Below are 20,080 nucleotides of genomic sequence, written 5' to 3'. Positions count from 1 at the left end.
TAGTTGTTTTTAGTTTTTAGGTTGCAAAAATAAGAATTAATTAGCATTAGAAAGGATAATTTATTCCAAAATTTAAAACCGAGTGCCCAAAATTGTATTCTTTAAACCATCTGTCGCCCTCGTCATGCGCCGGATTATAGGTCTTGAAGCCTAAATCTAAACGAATAACAAAAAAGCTTAAATCGTATCGTAAACCAAATCCGGAACCCAAAGCAATTTCATCTAAATCGTTTAAGCTGTTGAATCTTGCCTTGTCGTCAATCACATTATCGAACACATTCCAGATATTTCCGGCGTCTGCGAAGAGTGCTCCTTTAACATCTCCAAAAATTTTAAAACGAAATTCAGCACTTAAGCCAATTTTCATATTGGCTTCGTTAAAATCGTTTAGAGCATTTGTACTTCCGGGACCAAGAGAGTAGGGCTGCCATGCGCGATTATCATTTGATCCTCCAGAATAATAACTTCGTGAGAACGGAATGTAATCTGAATTTCCAAACGGAACAGCGATTCCGAAGAAACTTCTAACCGCTAATACTTTTTCTTTTCCAAAATCCCAGTGTTTGATATAATCGAATTCGGTTTTTAAGTATTCAGAATATTCTAAATTAAAAATCGAATAATTTCCATTTGCATTTTTTTCCAATTTTGCAATGCTTGAAACGGCAGATAATAAGGTTCCTGCAGATTCTATTTTTGTTTTAAACTGGTAAAAAGTATTATCGGCAAGGTCTTTTTTTGTTGTTTTGGTAAACGTATAACTTGTGGCAAGAATAAAATCATTCTCGGTCAAACGAACTCTTCTTTCCTCAATACTTTGTACATCTTTATATTCATCCATACCGGGTTTTAAATCGGTTTGATCTGTTAATACCTGATTGGTAAAATTTGTAGTTCCGGTTGGAATTGTTAAATCTCCATCTTGCATATTGCCGGCATCCTTATTATAATCGCTGGCAATACCGTTTAATTCATTATAAGATGAAGTATAAACATTGAAGTAATTATTCGGATTTAAATTTCGAACATACTGAGCGTTCAATAATTCCAGTTTCGCAGTATTGTATCTTTTAGGCGACCAATTGTACGAGATACCTCCGGTAAAATTTTCTTTATCTAAACCAATGTTTTGCTGTTTCGAAAAACCTGATGTAATAGACGTATAAGGAATCATCCTCTTCGGAATAATTTTTTCTGTTCCAAAAGGAAGTAAAATTCTTGGGAAATTAAGCTTTAAGTCAAGTCCGTATTCCGAAACATTGAAAAAGTTATTATTCGGATTCGCCATGTCTTTTGAAGAACCAATATTAGCTCGTGCCGAAATTTCTAAAGTTTCAGCCCTGTTAAATACATTTCGAATAGTTTGAGAAATACTCGCTCCAATACCAAAATCCTGAATATTAGAATGTGTTACGTCCAGAGTTGCACCAAAACTGTATTTTTTCCTAGGCGTTAAAAACACATTTGCAATTAAAGACTGTGCAGTCGAATCACGTTTGTCTACTTCATATTGTATAGAAGGATAATTGAAAATTTTAAGATTGTTCAAATATCTTGAAGAAAGCGTTGTTCTTGTGTCAGAATAAGTGCTTCCTTTATTAATAAAGATTGCATCTGTAATAGCACGAGGTTTATACTTTAGTTTTTTATAACTGTACAAATTAAAGTTGTTGTACGTTGTACTGTCGTTGATTTTGCTTTTTGAGTTAGCAGGAGAGTAATCAGTATAAATATTTACATCGCTGATTTTGTACAATTTAAACGGTTCTGTTCTGCTTGAATCTCTTTCCTGAATATTGTTGTTGTTGATTATTAAAGTAACATCAGCTTTATGTTTTTTGCCAATAGTATCAATATCAAAAGTTACGTACGTTGGCTGAAAAAAGTAAGCACCGTGGTTTCTGTAATAAGTAGTTATGCGGTTTTTTTCCTCTTCAAAATCAGTAGTTTTGTATTGGTTTCCTGATTTTAAAAATGAAGGATCAGTATTTGTTTTGTATAATGAATCGAGTGCAGGAGTCAATATCTTGGTTTTAATCGTATCCAAAATATAACCCGGTCCTGTGGTGATAATGTAATTTATATGGGCTTTTTTTCGGGCAATGCTATCAATTGTATAATCTGTTGAAACATTAAAATAACCATTATTGAAATAGTAGAATTTTAAACGCTGTAAAGATTTTTTAGTTCTTGCTGTGTCAATAATTACAGGCGGTTCACCAGTATTTTTTAAAAATTCATGAATACCTTTATATAAAAAAGACTGGCCAAGTCTGTCTACTTGTTTGGCAGATAATAGTTTTGCCTGACGTTCGTATAAGCCCGGGTGATTTTTAAATTTTGCCTGATAAGTCGAATCCGGATTTAAGTTCGCCAGATTGTATAAGTTTAAACGCAGTTTGTATCCTAATAAAGTACCGTTTGGTTTTTGGTACAATTGATTAGATGCGTTTTCGTCGTTTGTATTTTTTCCGTTTACAACAATATTATTTTTTACAAGAAGGTTTTTTCCATCCGGAACTCTTTTTACAGCATTACAAGCGCAAATAAGTATTGCTATTAGAATAAATGCTGTTATTTTTGTGGAATTATTTTTCAAGTGTTTTTTAATATTTAATTCAAAAGTACATTTATTTTATGGTTAGTAAAAACCAAATAAAGCTTATATCAGGCCTGCATCAAAAAAAACAGCGTTTTGCAAATCAATTGTTTTTTGCCGAAGGAGTAAAGGTAATTCAGGAATTGTTGCAATCCAATTTTGAATTAGAGCATTTATACACCACGTTAAATGATTTTGAAGAAGTTCAAACTGCAAAACGAACTCTTATTAATGAACAAGAACTGAAAAAAATAAGTGCTTTAACAACTCCAAATTCTTGTTTGGCAGTTTTTAAAATGCCTGTAGAAAATCAAATCATAAATTCTGGTTTAATCCTGGCGTTAGACGATATTCGTGATCCCGGAAATTTAGGGACCATAATGCGTCTTTGCGACTGGTTTGGAATCAAACAAATTGTCTGCTCAAAAGAAACAGTCGATATTTATAATCCAAAAGTGGTTCAGGCCACAATGGGATCAATTGCCAGAGTAAACGTAAATTATGTTGATCTAAAAACTTTTATAAGTCAGACAAAACTTCCTGTTTTTGGAACTTTTATGGATGGCAGCAATATTTATCAATCTGATTTACCACAAAACGGAATCATTATTATGGGTAATGAAGCCAATGGTATTTCGGCAGAAATTGAAAAAATAGTGACCAGCCGACTTACAATTCCAAGATTTGGAGAGCTGCAAAAAACCGAAAGTTTAAATGTAGCTACAGCAACAGCAATTATTCTAAGTGAATTTAAACGAAATAGTTAAGATTTTGTTTTAATGAAATGTGAAATTTATTAAAATAGCTCTCGATTTCATCGAATCTATATTATCCGTATACGGACTTACCGGATGTTCTGGAGTTACATTATCACGAATTAATTCGTCAGTAATACCAAACATACCTCTGATAGAAGGAGAGAAGATAAAATATTCTGTAAAGAAATCAATTCCAAAACCTAGTTCGTAAGCCGCTGTCCATTGTTTAACCCTGAATTTACCTTCAAAGTTATCATCAATAGAACTTGAGTTGCTTGATAAATTTAAAGTCGTTGACATTCCGCCTACTAAATAAGGACGAATGTTTCCGGTTCTTAAAGAGGAGAATTTTAATAATAACGGAAAGTGAATGTAAGTACTGTTCACTTCTCGTAAATAATCTTTTTCTAAGTTTCCAACGCCAGGAAAATATAAATCTCTTTTTGTGTAGTATAAACCTGGTTCAAAACGCAAATTGATATATTCCTGCAGTCTTAAATCGGCAACAACACCCACATTAAAACCAGTTGTTTTTTTTACCTGAATGTCTTTTTGAACTACATCTTTGTAATCAAATTTAAAATCAAAACTATTAAAGCCTAAATAATAACCGAAATAGACACGTTGTTTCTGCCAGTTTTCAAGGTTAATAATAGGATCTTTACTAAACATACTTTTAGCAAATTGAGAATATCCTTTTGTCGTTAAGACTAATAAAAATACGATTACAATTTTTTTCATACTATTTTTTAGATGCTGAATAAATGGTTGCTACACCAAAAGTTTGCGGCATTGCTACAACATCTATAAACCCAGTTTTTCTCAAAATATTGTTTAATGCTTCACCATAAGGAAAAGCCGCAGCAGATTCAGATAAATAACCGTAAGCTGAATTGTCTTTTGAAAACAATTTTCCAATAAGTGGAAGTATATTTTTGCTGTAAAATTTATATCCTTGTTTGTATGGTGTTTTATCCGGAACAGAAGTTTCCAGAATTACAAAAACGCCGTTTGGTTTTAAAACCCGTAAAATTTCGGCAAAACCTTTTTCTAAATGTTCAAAATTACGTACGCCAAAACCTACTGTAATCGCATCAAAATAATTATCCTCAAAAGGAATATTTTCAGAATCGCCTAAAACTAAATCTATAACATTAGAAAGCTTTTTTTCTTCAACTTTCTTTTTTCCAACTTCAAGCATTCCTGCCGAAATATCAAGACCAATAATTTTTTCTGCATTAGTTTTAGCCATTAAAATAGCCAGATCGCCAGTTCCGGTAGCAATATCAAGTATAACATTTGGTTTAGAGTCAGAAACTATTTTCAATACTTTTTTTCTCCATTTAGTATCAATACCAAATGAAATTACGCGGTTCAAATTGTCGTAGTTCCCAGAGATGTTGTCAAACATTTGGGCAACCTGCTCTTTCTTACCTAAAGAAGAGTCTTTATATGGAGTTATTTTCTCAGACATTATTATAATTTACGCAAATATAAACAATCTAGTTTAACTGTAATTGAGTTTTTTAAATTGTCAATTAAATGTTTTAGAGGATGCCTTAAATCGCTTTTTTGGACTTGCTTAAGCATCACCAAAAGTGGGTATTTTTAAAAAATCACCAAAAGTGGGTATTGTGTCCGGCTGATTTTATACCCAACTTTGTCAAAGTAAAAATGATGAAATTTTAATGATTGATAGTTTCACATTGACTTAATCAGATGGCCGCTTTTTTTGCACTGGCAGTCATTTGTTCAAGTGGTAGTTTTTAAAGTGTTGTTCTTGGGGGAATACTATTTTAAAAAGTGCGAAGTACGTTCTTAGGATTAAATTTGTTTTTGGAAATTTTAATTTTCTTGCCTTTAATATCTTAGTGGTATTTGTTATTAAAGGCGCTTTTGAGACTTGTTCTCAATTAACATTAAATGTTATTCATTATTTCAAATGTCTTTTTTCCATTTGAGATTTTTACAAAGACTATTTCTTGAGCAAGTCAAGACTAAAAATCAATCGTTTTTAAAAAACATCCTCCAAAAGAGGGTGTTTTTTTATTTATTTTCGAATGTAAGTTTCATAAGTGTAATCGAAAAGATGTTTTTCATCTTTAAAATTTTCTTCAGATTCTACTAACTGCCATTCACTCTTACTGATTTTAGGAAAAAAAGTGTCGGCATCAAAAGTGTGGTGTACTTTAGTAATTTCAATTATATCCGTAAAAGGTAAAGCCAGATTATAGATTTCTCCACCGCCAATGATATACGAATCTTCATCTTCAGGACACAATGCAATAGCTTTTTCAATACTGTCTACTACAATACATCCTTCCGGATTATAATCTGTTTGACGGGTTATAACAATATGTGTGCGGTTTGGCAAAGGTTTAGGGAAACTTTCAAAAGTTTTTCTTCCCATAATAATATGATGATTAGTTGTCAGGGATTTAAATCTTTTAAAATCATTGGGTAAATGCCAGACTAAATCATTGTTTTTTCCCAGAGCATTATTTTCGGCAACAGCCGCTATCATTATAATCATGTTGTATTTTAACTAAATTTTATTCTCGGTGTCTTCGTTTATTTTCGATTCTAATTGGCTGATTCTCTTTTGCTGTAAAGCAACAAGTCGGTCAATTTGCTCCCTTTCCCATTTTTTATTCATAAAACGATCTGTTATATAGACTTTTATGAAATGTAAAATAAAGATAAAGAGCCAGATAGTAATACCCCAAATACACCAGTTTTGCGTTGTTCCCTCGCCAAAATCAAAAAATTTATTAGCAATAAATAAAAATAAACTCCCCAGCAGGAAAAGAACAAAATGAAAATATAAGATCTTTTTTTGTCTTAATCGCCTTCTGGCATACTCATATTGTTCGTGCGCTTCTTTTTCCATAAGATAAAAATGAGATTATAAAGTTAAAATTTATTTTCAAAAAACTACATATTTTGGCTGCAGAATATTTCCTTCAAAATCTGTTGTGAATTAGAAATGTGAAAAATATCGTACATTAAATTACATATCTAATTAAAATAATATACTGTTTTTGCTATAATCATAAATCGATTACAATGCTATCGAATGTTCAGGTGAATTTATGTAATTTTATTGTAGAAATCTAAAAACTAAATAGTTATGTCTTTGAAGAAACAATTTATTAAAACGAAGCCAGTTGTTAAAGTTACATTTTCAATAGATGCCAAAGATGCTGATTCGGCAGCAGTCGTTGGAGATTTTAATAACTGGAATGTAGAAGAAGGAACGTTAAGCAAGTTGAAAAACGGAACTTTTAAAGCTACTTATGATTTGGTTAAAGACGCGATTTACGAATTTAAATACGTAATCGACGGTACTTATGTGAATGATCCTGAAGCAGATTTTTACAAATGGAATGATTATGCCGGAAGTGAAAATGGTGTTTTAGTTGTATAAAAAAATCCGCTTGAAAATTTTCAGCGGATTTTTTTATAATTATACGGCAACACTTCCTTTTATGGCAGGATGCGGATCATAATCTACAAGTGTAAAATCATTGAAATCAAAATCAAAAATGTTTTTAATCTCCGGATTTAAAATCATTTTTGGTAATGGTTTTGGTTCGCGGGTTAATTGCAATTCTAATTGCTCAAAATGATTATTGTAAATGTGTGCGTCACCAAAAGTGTGAATAAATTCACCCGGTTCCAACTCACAAACCTGTGCAATCATCATAGTAAATAATGCATAAGAAGCAATGTTAAAAGGAACTCCCAAAAAGATATCGGCACTACGCTGATACAATTGACAGGATAATTTTCCTTTTGTTTCTCCTTTTTCTAAATCTGGAGCTGCTACATAAAATTGAAAAAATGCATGACAAGGAGGCAAGGCCGCTTTGTTGTTGGCAACATTTTCTTCAAATGATTTTTTAGTATCCGGTAAAACCGAAGGATTCCATGCAGAAACCAGCATTCTACGGCTGTTTGGATTTGTTTTTAATTCGGTAATTAATTCAGAAATCTGGTCAATTTCTTCACTATTCCAGTTTCTCCATTGATGTCCGTAAACAGGTCCTAAATCACCATTAGAATCTGCCCATTCATCCCAGATTTTTACTCCGTTTTCCTGAAGATATTTTATGTTGGTATCGCCTTTTAAAAACCAAAGCAATTCGTATATAATCGATTTTAAATGTAATTTTTTGGTCGTAACCATTGGGAAACCTTCACTTAAATCAAAACGCATTTGGTAACCAAAAACACTTTTTGTTCCGGTTCCGGTACGATCTCCTTTTTGATTGCCGTTTTCTAAAACGTGCTTTACTAAATCTAAGTATTGTTTCATGTTTTGTTTATTCGGTTATTCGTTTAACTGTTTAATCGATTTAACGAATAAACAAATCAACGATTAAACAATAATTTTTATCTTTTCGAGATTTCGTCTCTGATTTTTGCTGCTTTTTCGTAATCTTCCTGAGAAACAGCCTGATCTAAAAGCTCGTTTAGTTCTTGCAGACTATGTTTTGCGTAAACGTCTCCAGATTGATTCGTTTCTTCTTCGTGACCAAAAGTTTCAGGATTAGAAAGAACATCGTCAATTTCCTGTGAACCCTGATCAGAATCTGAAGTATTTGATTTTAGATAAATTCCGGCTTTGTCCAAAATGTTTTTATAAGTAAAAATTGGAGCGTTGAAACGCAAAGCCAAAGCGATTGCATCAGAAGTTCTGGCATCGATAATTTCTTCGATTTTATCTCTTTCGCAGATTAAACTCGAGTAAAAAACACCGTCAACTAATTTGTGAATGATAACTTGTTTTACAACTATGTCAAATCTTTCAGCAAAGTTTTTAAATAAATCGTGTGTTAACGGACGTGGTGGTTTTATTTCTTTTTCTAAGGCAATAGCGATCGATTGGGCCTCAAAAGCACCAATAACGATAGGTAATTTTCTTTCACCATCAACTTCATTCAAAATTAAGGCATAAGCGCCATTTTGAGTTTGACTGTATGAAATTCCTTTTATAGATAATTTAACTAGACTCATATATGTTTGTAAAAAAGGCACTTAGCGCCTTATTTTTATGATTTTTTGATTGAAAAATAAAAGTGCAATTTTAATCAAAAAATATGGAACAAAAAAGCTGCCTATAAACAAAGATACAATATCTTGTTTTTAGGCAGCTATATTTTTGAAGAGAATTTTTAATTAAGAATGTTGCGCTTTAAAAGCTTTTAATTTCTCTGTTAATTTAGGAACAATTTCAAAAGCGTCGCCAACAATACCATAATCAGCCACTTTAAAGAAAGGAGCTTCAGGGTCATTATTGATTACTACTTTTACTTTTGAAGAGTTAATACCTGCAATATGCTGAATAGCTCCAGAAATTCCTATTGCAATATATAAGTTAGTTGCAACTGGTTTTCCTGTTTGTCCAACGTGCTCACTGTGAGGTCTCCATCCTAAATCTGAAACCGGTTTAGAGCACGCAGTTGCAGCGCCTAAAACAGCAGCAAGATCTTCAACTAATCCCCAGTTTTCAGGACCTTTTAATCCACGTCCGCCAGAAACTACGATATCAGCATCAGCGATAGAAACTTTTCCAGTTACTTTTTCTACAGATTCTACTTTTACTCCAAAGTCATTGTCTCCAATTGTTGGATTAAAATCTTCTTCAGAAGCAGATCCTGCGTTTTCGAAAATTCCGTAAGAGTTTTTAGCTAAACCAAGAACTTTTACATCTGTAGAAATTTCTGTGATATTGAAAGCTTTGTTTGAAAAAGCATTTCTTTTTACCTGAAAAGGTGAAGTGCTAATTGGTAATCCAACAACATTTGATGCAAAACCAGCATTTAAAGCCACTGCAACTAATGATGAAAGATAAATACTGTCTGTTGTAGAAGAAAGTAAAACTACTTTTGTTCCTTCTTTTTCAGCAGCCTGTTTAATTACATCGGCATAAGCCTTTGCAGTAAAACCAGCTAATTTATCGTTGTTTACTTTTAAAACTTTATCAACTCCGTATTTAGACAATTCGCTTACGTCGCTAATGTTTACAGTTAAAGCTGTAACTGTCGTACCTAAAGATTCAGCTACTTTTTTTGCATAAGAAGCTAATTCGAAAGCTACTTTTTTAAATTTTCCTTCTGCAGATTCTGCATATATTAATATTGACATAACAATTTTAGATTTTAGATTTTAGATTTCAGATTTTTGAAAATGAATTCTAAAAATGATTCTTATTTCAGATTAAATGATTTTTGATTTGAATGAGGAAGATTTTAGAGCTGTGTTCAATCAGCAATCTAAAATCTAAACTCTACAATCTTAGATCACCTTAGCCTCGTTGTGTAATAAATTAACTAACTCATCTAAATTATCTGCAGAAATTAATTTCACTGCTGATTTTGGAGCTGGTTTTTCAAATTTCACCGCTTTTGTATTTACAGGAGCATCAACTGGTTCAAGAATAGTTAAAGCTTTAGTTCTTGCAGTCATGATTCCTCTCATGTTTGGGATACGTAAATCTTTTTCTTCAACAAGACCTTTTTGACCACCAATAATTAAAGGAAGGGTAGTGCTTACCGTTTCTTTTCCACCGTCGATTTCACGAACTGCTTTTACATTGTTTCCATCAACAGTTAAAGAGGTACAAGAATTTAAAAAGTTAGAACCTAAAATTCCTGCAATCATTCCAGGAACCATTCCACCATTATAATCAAGAGATTCTTTTCCTGCAATTACAAGATCGTATCCGCCATTTTTAATTACTTCAGCTAATTGTTTTGCAACAAAAAATCCGTCAGTTGGGTTTGCATTAATACGAATTGCTTCGTTTGCACCAATTGCCAATGCTTTACGCAATGTTGGTTCAGTATCAGGGCCTCCGACGTTTACAACTGTTACATTTGCACCTTGCTGCTCTTGAAACCAGATTGCACGCGTAAGTCCAAACTCATCATTAGGATTAATTACATATTGTACACCATTGGTGTCAAATTCTGAATCACCATTGGAGAAGTTAATTTTTGAAGTAGTATCAGGCACATGGCTGATGCAAACTAATATTTTCATAAAGTATATATTTTGAATTTGTAATATGCTTTTACAAATTTAGAATTTAATTTGGAATAATTATACTATGCATGCATAATATTTTTTAAAACTATTACGATTTCGAAGATTATATGTTTTGAGGTGGTTTTCATCGGAATCTGAAAATGAAAAAGCATTCATTTTGCCTGATTGTTAGTAATTTTGCAATTTTCGAAGGTTAAACAATGGTTAAAGTTTAGCCTCATAAATACTAATTTTTGAATTTCCTCGTTCTTATGAAAGAATTTCGGAGAAATTAGGAATTAAACAAATAGATTAAAGTTTGTCTAAAAAATAGATTTAGCAAATTAAATGTGAGCCACATGTCTATTATATCGATTTCGTAAATATCACAATAATCTTTAAAAAGTTAAAAGCTAAAGAGAGAAAGAACTTCATGCGATTTTAAATTCAATTTATGCTTTTAAGTTATTTAAAATATTTATTTTTGCTCTTCAGAAAATTCAACATACAATATAAAATATGAGAACAATACAATTTAGAGAGGCCATTTGTGAAGCGATGAGCGAAGAAATGCGTCACGATGAATCCATATATTTAATGGGCGAAGAAGTTGCAGAATACAACGGAGCATACAAAGCTTCAAAAGGAATGCTTGCTGAGTTTGGTGAAAAAAGAGTAATCGATACTCCAATCGCTGAGCTGGGTTTTACAGGAATTGCAGTAGGTTCTGCAATGAATGGTAACAGACCGATTGTAGAATATATGACTTTCAACTTCTGTTTAGTTGGTATTGATCAAATTATAAATAATGCTGCTAAAATGCGTCAAATGACTGGTGGACAATTTAATGTGCCAATCGTTTTCCGCGGACCAACTGCTTCTGCAGGTCAATTAGGAGCAACTCACTCACAAGCTTTAGAAAACTGGTTTGCAAATACTCCGGGTCTTAAAGTTGTCGTACCTTCAACTCCATATGATGCAAAAGGACTTTTAAAATCTGCAATTCGTGATAATGATCCTGTAATTTTTATGGAATCTGAGCAAATGTATGGTGATAAAGGTGAAGTGCCAGACGGAGAATACACAATTCCATTAGGAGTTGCTGATGTTAAACGTGAAGGAAAAGATGTAACGATTGTTTCTTTTGGGAAAATCATCAAAGAAGCTTTTATCGCTGCTGATGAACTAGCTAAAGAAGGAATTTCTTGTGAGATTATCGACTTAAGAACAGTTCGTCCTATGGATAAAGATGCTATTCTTAAATCTGTTAAAAAAACAAACCGTTTAGTAATTCTTGAAGAAGCTTGGCCATTTGCAAGTATTTCTTCTGAAATCACATATATCGTTCAGGAGCAAGCATTTGATTTCCTTGATGCACCAATTCAACGTATTACAACTGCAGATACTCCTGCACCTTACTCTCCAGTTTTATTAAAAGACTGGTTGCCAAATGCAGGTGATGTAGTAAAAGCAGTTAAAAAAGTGTTATACAAATAGTACACATTTAGAATACTCATAAAACTTCATCATTCACTGTTAATTGATGAAGTTTTTTTTTGTTTAGACAATGAAAAGAATAATTTTACTCAGCCTATTTTTTGTATTCGCATTTGCGGCTATTGCTACTGCACAAACGAAAGTGAGTGGAATTGTTTTAGACAAGTCTAATCAGCCGATACCTTTTGCAAATGTTGTTTTTAAAGGATCAAACACCGGAATCGTTTCTAACGAAGATGGTCGTTTTTATCTCGAATCTCCAAATACTTATACCGCTTTACTAGTTAGTTCTGCCGGATTTTCAGATAGAGAAGTTCCTTTGGAAAAAGCAGTAAATTATGATTTTAAAATTGTTTTGAGTGAACCTCAGGCATTAAACGAAGTTGTAATTTATACCGGAAAAACATCAAAAAAGAACAATCCAGCACTTGATATCTTGAGGAAAATATGGGAAAGAAAACGTAAAAACGGACTTTACCAATTCAATCAATATCAAATGCAGAAGTACGAAAAAGTCGAGTTTGACATGAACACGATTGATAGTGCTTTTATGAAAAACAAACTCTTTAAAGGAATGGAGTTTGTGTTTAATCATGTTGATACTTCAGATGTTACCGGAAAAACATATCTGCCAATTTTTATCAACGAATCTGTTTATGACGTTTACGGAGATAATAAATTAAAGAAAGTAAAAGAAAATATTACGGGAAATAAAATGTCTGGTTTCAACGGAAATCAGCAGATTTTAGCTTTCGTAAAAGATCTTTATTCAGATTATAATATTTACGATAATCACCTTAAATTTTTTGATAAAAGTTTTACAAGTCCACTTTCAAGAACAGGAATTGATGTTTACAATTATGTATTGAAAGACAGTGCTTTTATTGATAAAAAATGGTGTTTTAATATTGTTTTTTATCCGAGGCGTAAAAACGAATTGACTTTTAAAGGAGATTTTTGGGTAAACGATACCACTTTTGCGATCAAGAAAATTAATATGGGCGTAACTAAAAGTGCCAATATTAACTGGGTAAAAGATATTTATATCGAACAGGAATTTGAAGTAGATAACGATTCTGTTTTTCTATTGACCCGCGATTATATGATGTCTGATTTTGCTTTAAATAAAAAAGAAAAATCAAAAGGAGTTTATGGAAAACGAACGACCTTATTTCGAAACCATAAATTCAATATTCAAAAACCGGAGAAATTCTATAAAGAAGAAGTCAATTTTATAGACAATGCGGTCTACGAACGACCGCCGGAATTTTGGGAAGAAAATCGTTTTGAGAAATTAAATAAAGACGAAGCGGGGATTTATAAAATGCTCGATACTTTGCAGACGGTCAAGCGATTTAAGCAATTGTATAATCTCGTCTCTATTCTGGGAAGTGGTTATGTCGAATTTAAAAACTTCGATTATGGACCTATTTTTTCCACATTTGGATATAATGAAGTCGAGGGTTTAAGGCTGAGAGTAGGAGGGCGAACGTATTTCGGACCAAACGACCCTTGGCGTATACAAGCTTATACAGCTTATGGATTTGATGACAGTAAATTCAAATACGGAGTTTCTGGAAAATGGATGGTCGACAAGAAAAAACGTGTGATTATTTCTGGAGGAAACAGGCGTGATATTGAACAGATTGGAGCCAGTTTAACCACGACAAATGATATTCTTGGACGAAGTTTTGCGTCTTCTGCTTTATTTACAACGGGAAGTAACGGAAAATTGACCAATATTAATTTGAGTAATATTTCGGTAGAAATGGAACCTAAAAAGAATTTTGTTGTTCAGGCAGGGTTTTCTTATCGAACATTAGAATCGGCATCAAAAACATTTAGTTTAGATTATTATACAACATTGCCAACCGCAGCAGACCCTATGGGAGTTGTAAAAAGCGATGTAAAACAATCAGAAGCCAATATTCAGTTTGAATATATGCCAAACCGTAAAACTATTGGTTACGGAGTAGAAAGAGATTTGGTTGATAGTCCGTTTAGTCATTTCTTTGTTAACTTTAGTTATGGTTTAAAAGGAGTTTTTGACAGTGATTTTGCCTACGAAAAAATACAGATATTCTATAAGCAGCCTATTATTATTGGGCCTTTAGGAAGATCTAACATTATTATAGAAACAGGAAAAACATTCGGAACAATTCCGTTAGGATTAATGAGTGTAATTCCGGGTAACCAGACTTATTTTACCATTGAAAATACGTTTAGCAACCTGAATTTCTACGAATTCGTTACGGATCAGTATACAACATTACAATGGAATCATGATTTTGGAGGAAGATTATTCGCCAGAGTTCCATTTATGAGAAAATTGAATTGGAGAGAATTTATAGGAGTAAGAGCAGTTCATGGAACAATTTCTAAAGCAAATCGTGAAATAAATGCTTCTGGACTTCCTTATAATGCTCCAGAAAATGTATACTGGGAATACAATGCAGGAATTGGAAATATCTTCAAAGTTTTCCGACTTGATTTTTCATGGAGAGGAAATTATTTAGATATGCCTGACGCCCATAAATTTGCTATAAAAGGATCTTTCGGATTTTATTTCTAACCATCATTTAGATTCTTCGCTTTCATAATTATAATTAACAAATAATATTTTATGAGTGAAAACCAAGTGGGTAATAAAATGAGCTGGACAACTAATCTAAGAGTTGTAGCAACAATTAGTGTAATTCTTGTACATGTAACAGCGGAGATTTTATATCAATATGGTTATGTCTCAAATTTTGTTTGGTGGACAGGGAATGTTTATGATAGTTTTGTGCGTTTTTGTGTGCCTGTATTTGTGATGTTAACAGGAGTATTGATGTTAAGCAGAACATATGAATTAAGCGAATTCCTTAAAAAAAGATTTTCACGAATAGTTTTACCTTTCTTATTTTGGAGTTTTGTTTATGCAATGTTTGCACTAAACGATAATATTTCTGCAGGTCATGAAATGTCTTTTGGGGAAATTATTGAATGGGTAATCCATCTATTACTAAATGGCAGTTCCTATCATCTCTGGTATATTTATATGATTATTGGAATATATTTATTTGTGCCAATCATGAGTAAATGGATTCAAAATGCGACAGAAAAAGAGATTTTATATTTTATAATTATATGGATATTCACTCTGTTTATTAATCAGCCAGCTTTATGTAGATTTAGAATTAATGTTGATTTAACCTATTTTTCGGGGTTTATAGGATATTTGGTTTTAGGATATTATTTATCAATTAAATCTTTTTCGTTTCCTAAAACAATAATTATTGGGACCGCTGTATTTTTGGTGTTAATTGGAGTTAGTATTACAATATTTGGAACTTATTTTTTATCCCGCGAAAGCAATAGTTTTGAAGAGTATTTTTATAATTATAATTCTCTAAACATTTTGATGGTTTCAGTTGGTCTTTTTATTCTTTTTAAGAATCTGGAGATCACTAATTCTGTAGTAGTACAAATCACTAATTTTATTAGTAAATATAGTTATGGAATTTATTTGATCCATGTTTTAATTTTACGATTGATGTGGAAAGTTAAAATAGATTATGATTTTGTAAATCCTGTATTTGCAATTCCCTTAGTAACTTTAATTTGTCTGTTGATCTCTACTGTGATTATATATTCTATTAATAAATTACCTTATGGTAAATATATATCAGGGTAAAAAGTTTCCATCATGCAAGAAGCAATAGATTTTCTAACCAATAAAAATCCAGTATTTCGGGAAATAATCGAAAAATATGGGCTTCCGCCCATACCAAAGCGACCGCAGGGTTTTGAGACTTTAGTATTATTAATTCTCGAACAGCAGGTTTCTGTAGATTCGGCGAAAGCCACATTCTTAAAAATAAAATCCTATACAACCTGCAACCCTGAAACGATGGCGATTTTGTCAGACGAAGAATATAGAAGTCTTGGCGTAAGCCGTCAAAAAACAAAATACATCAAGATTTTGTCCGAAGCAATTTTAAACAAAGAACTGGATGTAGAAAGTCTGGCTTCGAAATCGGCAAAACAAGTTCGCGAAGAGCTGATTAAACTAAAAGGAATCGGAAACTGGACAATTGACATCTATTTAATGTTCTGTCTTCAGGAGCCGGATTTGATTCCGCTGGGCGATATTGCAGTCATAAATACGATCAAAGAATTACTTGATATTCATGACAAACAAGAGATGGAAATCCATGCAGAACAATGGAGCCCGTACCGATCTTATGCGACATATTTGCTGTGGCATTATTACCTAAGTAAGCGAAATAGGAAAATTATATATTAACTGTCTGTTATATAAAAAGAAAAGTATATTAATTAATGTATAAATACAGAGATTAATATACTTTTTTCATTGTAAAAAAGGATTGTTTAGTTACTTTTGCAGTCGAAATTATAGATATAATAAAAAACGAAAATGACCGCAGACAAACTAACAACTTTCGATGTATTAATCGAAATACCAAGAGGAAGCAGAAATAAATATGAGTACGATTTTGAAATCAAAAGAATGCGTTTCGACAGAATGTTATTCTCTTCAATGATGTACCCTGCAGATTACGGATTTATTCCTGAAACTTTAGCACTTGACGGTGACCCTCTTGATGTATTGGTTTTAGTAAACGAACCAACTTTTCCAGGATGTGTTATGGAAGTAAAACCAATTGGTGTTTTCCATATGGCAGATGATAAAGGACCAGATGAAAAAATTATTTGTGTACCAGTTTCAGATCCAATCTGGAATTCTTTAACTGACCTTTCAGATATTAACCCACACTTAGTAAAAGAAATCGAGCATTTCTTCCAGGTTTACAAAGATCTTGAAAACAAAAAAGTAGATGTAGAAGGATGGGGAGATGTAAACGAAGCATTTGCAATTATTGCTGAGTGTACGAAGCGTTTTGATGATATCGAAAACAAACCAGAGGGATTATTTAGTATTAAATAATTTATACCCTATTTTATTATAAAAAAAGCAATACTCCGTCAGGAGTATTGCTTTTTTGTTTAAATTCGTTTTTGTTAGATTGTTGACTATTAACCAAAACCATTAATATATTATGAATGCATTTATGATTTACCTGCCAATTGTCATGGCAGTTTTAGGATTACTTTTCATGGGAATAAAAAGGACTTGGGTTTTAAAACAAGACGCCGGAGACGGTAAAATGAAAGAGATTTCAGATTACATCTACGAAGGAGCCTTAGCCTTCTTAAAAGCCGAATATAAACTATTAACCATCTTCGTTATTATTGCAAGTTTAGCTTTGGCAGGAATTACTTTTATTCCGGGTGTAAAAACACATTTATTGATCGTAATTGCATTTATTTTTGGCGCATTATTTTCAGCTTATGCAGGTAATATAGGTATGAAAATCGCAACCAAAACAAACGTTAGAACAACACAGGCAGCACGTACAAGTTTGCCACAGGCATTAAAAGTATCTTTTGGCGGCGGAACCGTAATGGGACTGGGCGTTGCAGGTCTTGCAGTTCTGGGGTTAACTACTTTTTTTATAATTTTCTTTAATTTATTTTCTGACGGAGTTTGGAAAGATACTGAAACAATGACGGTTGTTTTAGAAACGTTAGCTGGATTTTCTCTTGGTGCAGAATCAATTGCATTGTTTGCCAGAGTTGGAGGCGGAATCTACACAAAAGCGGCCGATGTTGGTGCTGATTTAGTAGGTAAAGTAGAAGCCGGAATTCCGGAAGATGATCCAAGAAACCCTGCAACAATTGCAGATAACGTGGGAGATAATGTGGGTGACGTTGCCGGTATGGGTGCCGATTTATTCGGGTCTTATGTTGCAACGGTTTTAGCAGCAATGGTACTAGGAAACTATGTGATAAAAGATATGGGCGGAAGTATTAATGACGCTTTTGGCGGAATTGGTCCAATTTTACTTCCAATGGCAATTGCCGGTTTCGGAATTTTATTCTCCATTATCGGGACAACTTTAGTAAAAATTTCAGATGACAATGCAAAAGAAGCACAAGTTCAAAAAGCATTAAATATAGGAAACTGGGTTTCTATTGCTTTAACGGCCGTAGCTTGTTTCTTTTTAGTACAATATATGCTTCCTGAAACTATGCAGATGACTTTCTTTGGAGAAGGATCAAAAGACATTTCATCATTGCGTGTTTTCTATGCAACATTAGTCGGATTAGTTGTTGGTGGAGCTATTTCATCCGTAACTGAATATTATACAGGATTAGGAACAAAACCAGTTTTGGCGATCGTTCAAAAATCATCTACAGGAGCAGGAACAAACGTAATCGCAGGTTTAGCAACGGGAATGATTTCGACTTTCCCAACTGTATTATTGTTTGCTGGTGCAATCTGGATTTCATATGCTTTGGCTGGATTTTACGGAGTTGCTTTAGCGGCTTCTGCAATGATGGCAACAACAGCAATGCAATTAGCAATTGATGCTTTTGGGCCAATTTCTGATAATGCTGGAGGAATCGCTGAAATGAGCGAATTACCAAAAGAAGTTCGTACAAGAACCGATATTTTAGATTCTGTTGGAAACACAACTGCAGCAACGGGAAAAGGTTTTGCCATTGCTTCTGCAGCTCTAACTTCATTGGCATTATTTGCAGCTTATGTAACGTTTACTGGAATTGATGGAATCAATATCTTCAAAGCGCCAGTTTTAGCGATGTTATTTGTCGGTGGAATGATTCCGGTGGTTTTCTCTGCTTTAGCGATGAATTCTGTTGGAAAAGCAGCGATGGATATGGTGTATGAAGTACGTCGCCAGTTTAAGGAAATTCCGGGAATTATGGAAGGAACCGGAAAACCGGAGTACGGAAAATGTGTTGAAATTTCTACAAAAGCCGCTTTACGTGAAATGATGCTTCCGGGAATTTTAACGATAGGTTTCCCAATTGCAATTGTACTTTTAGGAAAATTAGTTTATTCAGACAACAATCAGTTAATTGCTGAAATGTTAGGAGGATATATGGCTGGAGTTACGGTTTCTGGAGTGCTTTGGGCAGTTTTCCAAAACAATGCCGGAGGTGCCTGGGACAATGCTAAAAAATCTTTTGAAGCCGGAGTTATGATCAACGGCGAAATGACTTATAAAGGTTCTGATGCGCATAAAGCTGCCGTAACCGGAGATACAGTTGGAGATCCGTTTAAAGATACATCTGGGCCATCAATGAACATCTTGATTAAATTAACTTGTTTGATTGGATTAGTAATTGCACCAATTTTAGGTGATGGACATTCTGAATCAAATATTGCAGGAAAAGCGTCTTGCTGTGCGAAAACTGAAATGCATGCTGGAGGAATTTCTAAATGCGGAGATTTATCAGGAATGACAAAAGAAGAATGTATTAAAATGTGTAAAGAAAAAGGCTGTACTGAAGAAGAAACAGCAAAATGTTTAGCGCATTTTGATAAAACCGGAAAATATCAAAAAACAGATTGTTTCGATACAAGTAAATACGAGAAAAAATCTGTTCGCGTTGACCTAAGAAATGACAACGGAAAAACGACTGGAATTGTAACCAAAACTGAAAATGGTAAAACAACCACAGAAGTTTACGAAGGAACAGAAGAAGAAGTTGAAGCGAAAATTAGTGCAGCAACTGCAAAATAAAAATAACTTAGTCAAAGTTTTATAAAATAAAAATGCCTCTAAAATTATTTAGAGGCATTTTTTTATTTAATGAATTTCGAATTGAGTAAGAAACTTGATCCTTTGGTATAGTCCCTACGGGACAAATGTTAGATGGTGGGATAATGTTCTACCGATATGTAATCTCTACGAGATATATACTTTTAGGAATAAAATATTTGATAAAGAATCATCTCGTTTGGTATAGTCCCTACGGGACAAACGTTAGAAGGTGCAATAATGTTCTACCGATATGTAATCTCTACGAGATACACATATTTTAGAGATTAATATTTGAGAAAACATAAAGATAAACGATCATACTCATTTAAAAATTAAGTATTTTAAAGAATAAAAATCATACTCCTTTAGGAGTTAAATATCGGTAGAAAAAATAAAAACCCGTTGGAATAATGTCCCGTAGGGACTATACATTACGATTCAATCTAACAAATATTAAATAATAATCCTGACTGTAAATTTTTGCCAAAATTTCATAAAACTAAAAATGCCTCTAAAAATATTTTAGAGGCATTTTTTTTATTTCGTGCAAATCTGTG

17 protein-coding genes are annotated in these 20,080 nt (G+C 33.0%); 8 read left to right on the top strand and 9 right to left on the bottom strand.

Going from position 1 to position 20,080, the window contains the following annotated elements:
• Positions 1–46: 46 nt before the first annotated feature.
• Positions 47–2,599: a BamA/TamA family outer membrane protein gene (locus tag B3C18_RS01730; RefSeq protein ID WP_291141389.1), complete on the bottom strand. Its 2,553-nt coding sequence runs from the start codon at positions 2,597–2,599 to the stop codon at positions 47–49.
• 38 nt (positions 2,600–2,637) lie between these two features.
• Here B3C18_RS01730 and B3C18_RS01725 point away from each other — a divergent pair, with 38 nt between their 5' ends.
• Complete coding sequence (locus tag B3C18_RS01725; protein WP_291141386.1) at positions 2,638–3,366, top strand: TrmH family RNA methyltransferase; 729 nt, start codon at positions 2,638–2,640, stop codon at positions 3,364–3,366.
• Between the two features lie 9 nt (positions 3,367–3,375).
• Here B3C18_RS01725 and B3C18_RS01720 read toward each other — a convergent pair whose 3' ends face one another.
• The 4 genes from B3C18_RS01720 to B3C18_RS01705 form a co-directional block, all read right to left on the bottom strand.
• Positions 3,376–4,098 (bottom strand): porin family protein, encoded by a 723-nt coding sequence (locus B3C18_RS01720; protein ID WP_180856439.1) that lies wholly within the window; start codon positions 4,096–4,098, stop codon positions 3,376–3,378.
• Position 4,099: 1 nt separating this feature from the next.
• A complete protein-coding gene (ubiE, locus tag B3C18_RS01715; protein WP_073483378.1) occupies positions 4,100–4,831 on the bottom strand; it encodes a bifunctional demethylmenaquinone methyltransferase/2-methoxy-6-polyprenyl-1,4-benzoquinol methylase UbiE in 732 nt (243 codons plus the stop codon).
• Positions 4,832–5,407: 576 nt separating this feature from the next.
• A complete protein-coding gene (locus B3C18_RS01710) occupies positions 5,408–5,890 on the bottom strand; it encodes a dihydrofolate reductase (protein WP_291141377.1) in 483 nt (160 codons plus the stop codon).
• A 12-nt stretch (positions 5,891–5,902) separates the two neighbouring features.
• Positions 5,903–6,247 carry a 2TM domain-containing protein gene (locus tag B3C18_RS01705; protein WP_291141374.1) on the bottom strand — a complete coding sequence of 115 codons (345 nt, stop codon included), beginning with the start codon at positions 6,245–6,247 and terminating at the stop codon, positions 5,903–5,905.
• A gap of 240 nt (positions 6,248–6,487) precedes the next feature.
• On the opposite strand from B3C18_RS01705, the gene B3C18_RS01700 reads away from it, so the two are divergent.
• Positions 6,488–6,784 carry an isoamylase early set domain-containing protein gene (locus B3C18_RS01700; RefSeq protein WP_056207766.1) on the top strand — a complete coding sequence of 99 codons (297 nt, stop codon included), beginning with the start codon at positions 6,488–6,490 and terminating at the stop codon, positions 6,782–6,784.
• 39 nt (positions 6,785–6,823) lie between these two features.
• Here B3C18_RS01700 and B3C18_RS01695 read toward each other — a convergent pair whose 3' ends face one another.
• The 4 genes from B3C18_RS01695 to B3C18_RS01680 form a co-directional block, all read right to left on the bottom strand.
• Positions 6,824–7,675 carry a thymidylate synthase gene (locus tag B3C18_RS01695; protein ID WP_291141370.1) on the bottom strand — a complete coding sequence of 284 codons (852 nt, stop codon included), beginning with the start codon at positions 7,673–7,675 and terminating at the stop codon, positions 6,824–6,826.
• 77 nt (positions 7,676–7,752) lie between these two features.
• A complete protein-coding gene (locus B3C18_RS01690; protein WP_053470070.1) occupies positions 7,753–8,376 on the bottom strand; it encodes a bifunctional nuclease family protein in 624 nt (207 codons plus the stop codon).
• Between the two features lie 162 nt (positions 8,377–8,538).
• Entirely contained in the window at positions 8,539–9,507 is a 969-nt protein-coding gene (locus B3C18_RS01685) for an electron transfer flavoprotein subunit alpha/FixB family protein (RefSeq protein ID WP_291141366.1), read from the bottom strand.
• Positions 9,508–9,657: 150 nt separating this feature from the next.
• Positions 9,658–10,404 carry an electron transfer flavoprotein subunit beta/FixA family protein gene (locus B3C18_RS01680; protein ID WP_053470072.1) on the bottom strand — a complete coding sequence of 249 codons (747 nt, stop codon included), beginning with the start codon at positions 10,402–10,404 and terminating at the stop codon, positions 9,658–9,660.
• A 504-nt stretch (positions 10,405–10,908) separates the two neighbouring features.
• On the opposite strand from B3C18_RS01680, the gene B3C18_RS01675 reads away from it, so the two are divergent.
• The 6 genes from B3C18_RS01675 to B3C18_RS01650 all read left to right on the top strand — a co-directional run bounded on the left by B3C18_RS01675 (position 10,909) and on the right by B3C18_RS01650 (position 19,502).
• Positions 10,909–11,886 carry a pyruvate dehydrogenase complex E1 component subunit beta gene (locus tag B3C18_RS01675; RefSeq protein ID WP_053470073.1) on the top strand — a complete coding sequence of 326 codons (978 nt, stop codon included), beginning with the start codon at positions 10,909–10,911 and terminating at the stop codon, positions 11,884–11,886.
• Positions 11,887–11,956: 70 nt separating this feature from the next.
• On the top strand, positions 11,957–14,458 hold the full coding sequence (locus tag B3C18_RS01670) for a DUF5686 and carboxypeptidase-like regulatory domain-containing protein (RefSeq protein ID WP_291141357.1): 2,502 nt from the start codon (positions 11,957–11,959) through the stop codon (positions 14,456–14,458).
• A gap of 51 nt (positions 14,459–14,509) precedes the next feature.
• Positions 14,510–15,562, top strand: coding sequence for an acyltransferase (locus B3C18_RS01665; RefSeq protein ID WP_291141354.1), 1,053 nt, complete (start codon positions 14,510–14,512; stop codon positions 15,560–15,562).
• 12 nt (positions 15,563–15,574) lie between these two features.
• The gene (locus tag B3C18_RS01660) at positions 15,575–16,174 is read left to right on the top strand and encodes a DNA-3-methyladenine glycosylase family protein (RefSeq protein ID WP_291141351.1); all 600 of its coding nucleotides are present in this window, start codon (positions 15,575–15,577) and stop codon (positions 16,172–16,174) included.
• A gap of 132 nt (positions 16,175–16,306) precedes the next feature.
• Entirely contained in the window at positions 16,307–16,837 is a 531-nt protein-coding gene (locus B3C18_RS01655) for an inorganic diphosphatase (RefSeq protein WP_291141347.1), read from the top strand.
• Between the two features lie 112 nt (positions 16,838–16,949).
• Positions 16,950–19,502: a sodium-translocating pyrophosphatase gene (locus B3C18_RS01650; protein WP_291141344.1), complete on the top strand. Its 2,553-nt coding sequence runs from the start codon at positions 16,950–16,952 to the stop codon at positions 19,500–19,502.
• Positions 19,503–20,080 lie beyond the last annotated feature (578 nt).

The sequence above is a fragment of the Flavobacterium sp. UBA7680 genome (assembly GCF_002482975.1).
Taxonomy (GTDB): Bacteria; Bacteroidota; Bacteroidia; order Flavobacteriales; family Flavobacteriaceae; genus Flavobacterium.
This window is presented reverse-complemented; position numbering and strand designations above follow the sequence as displayed.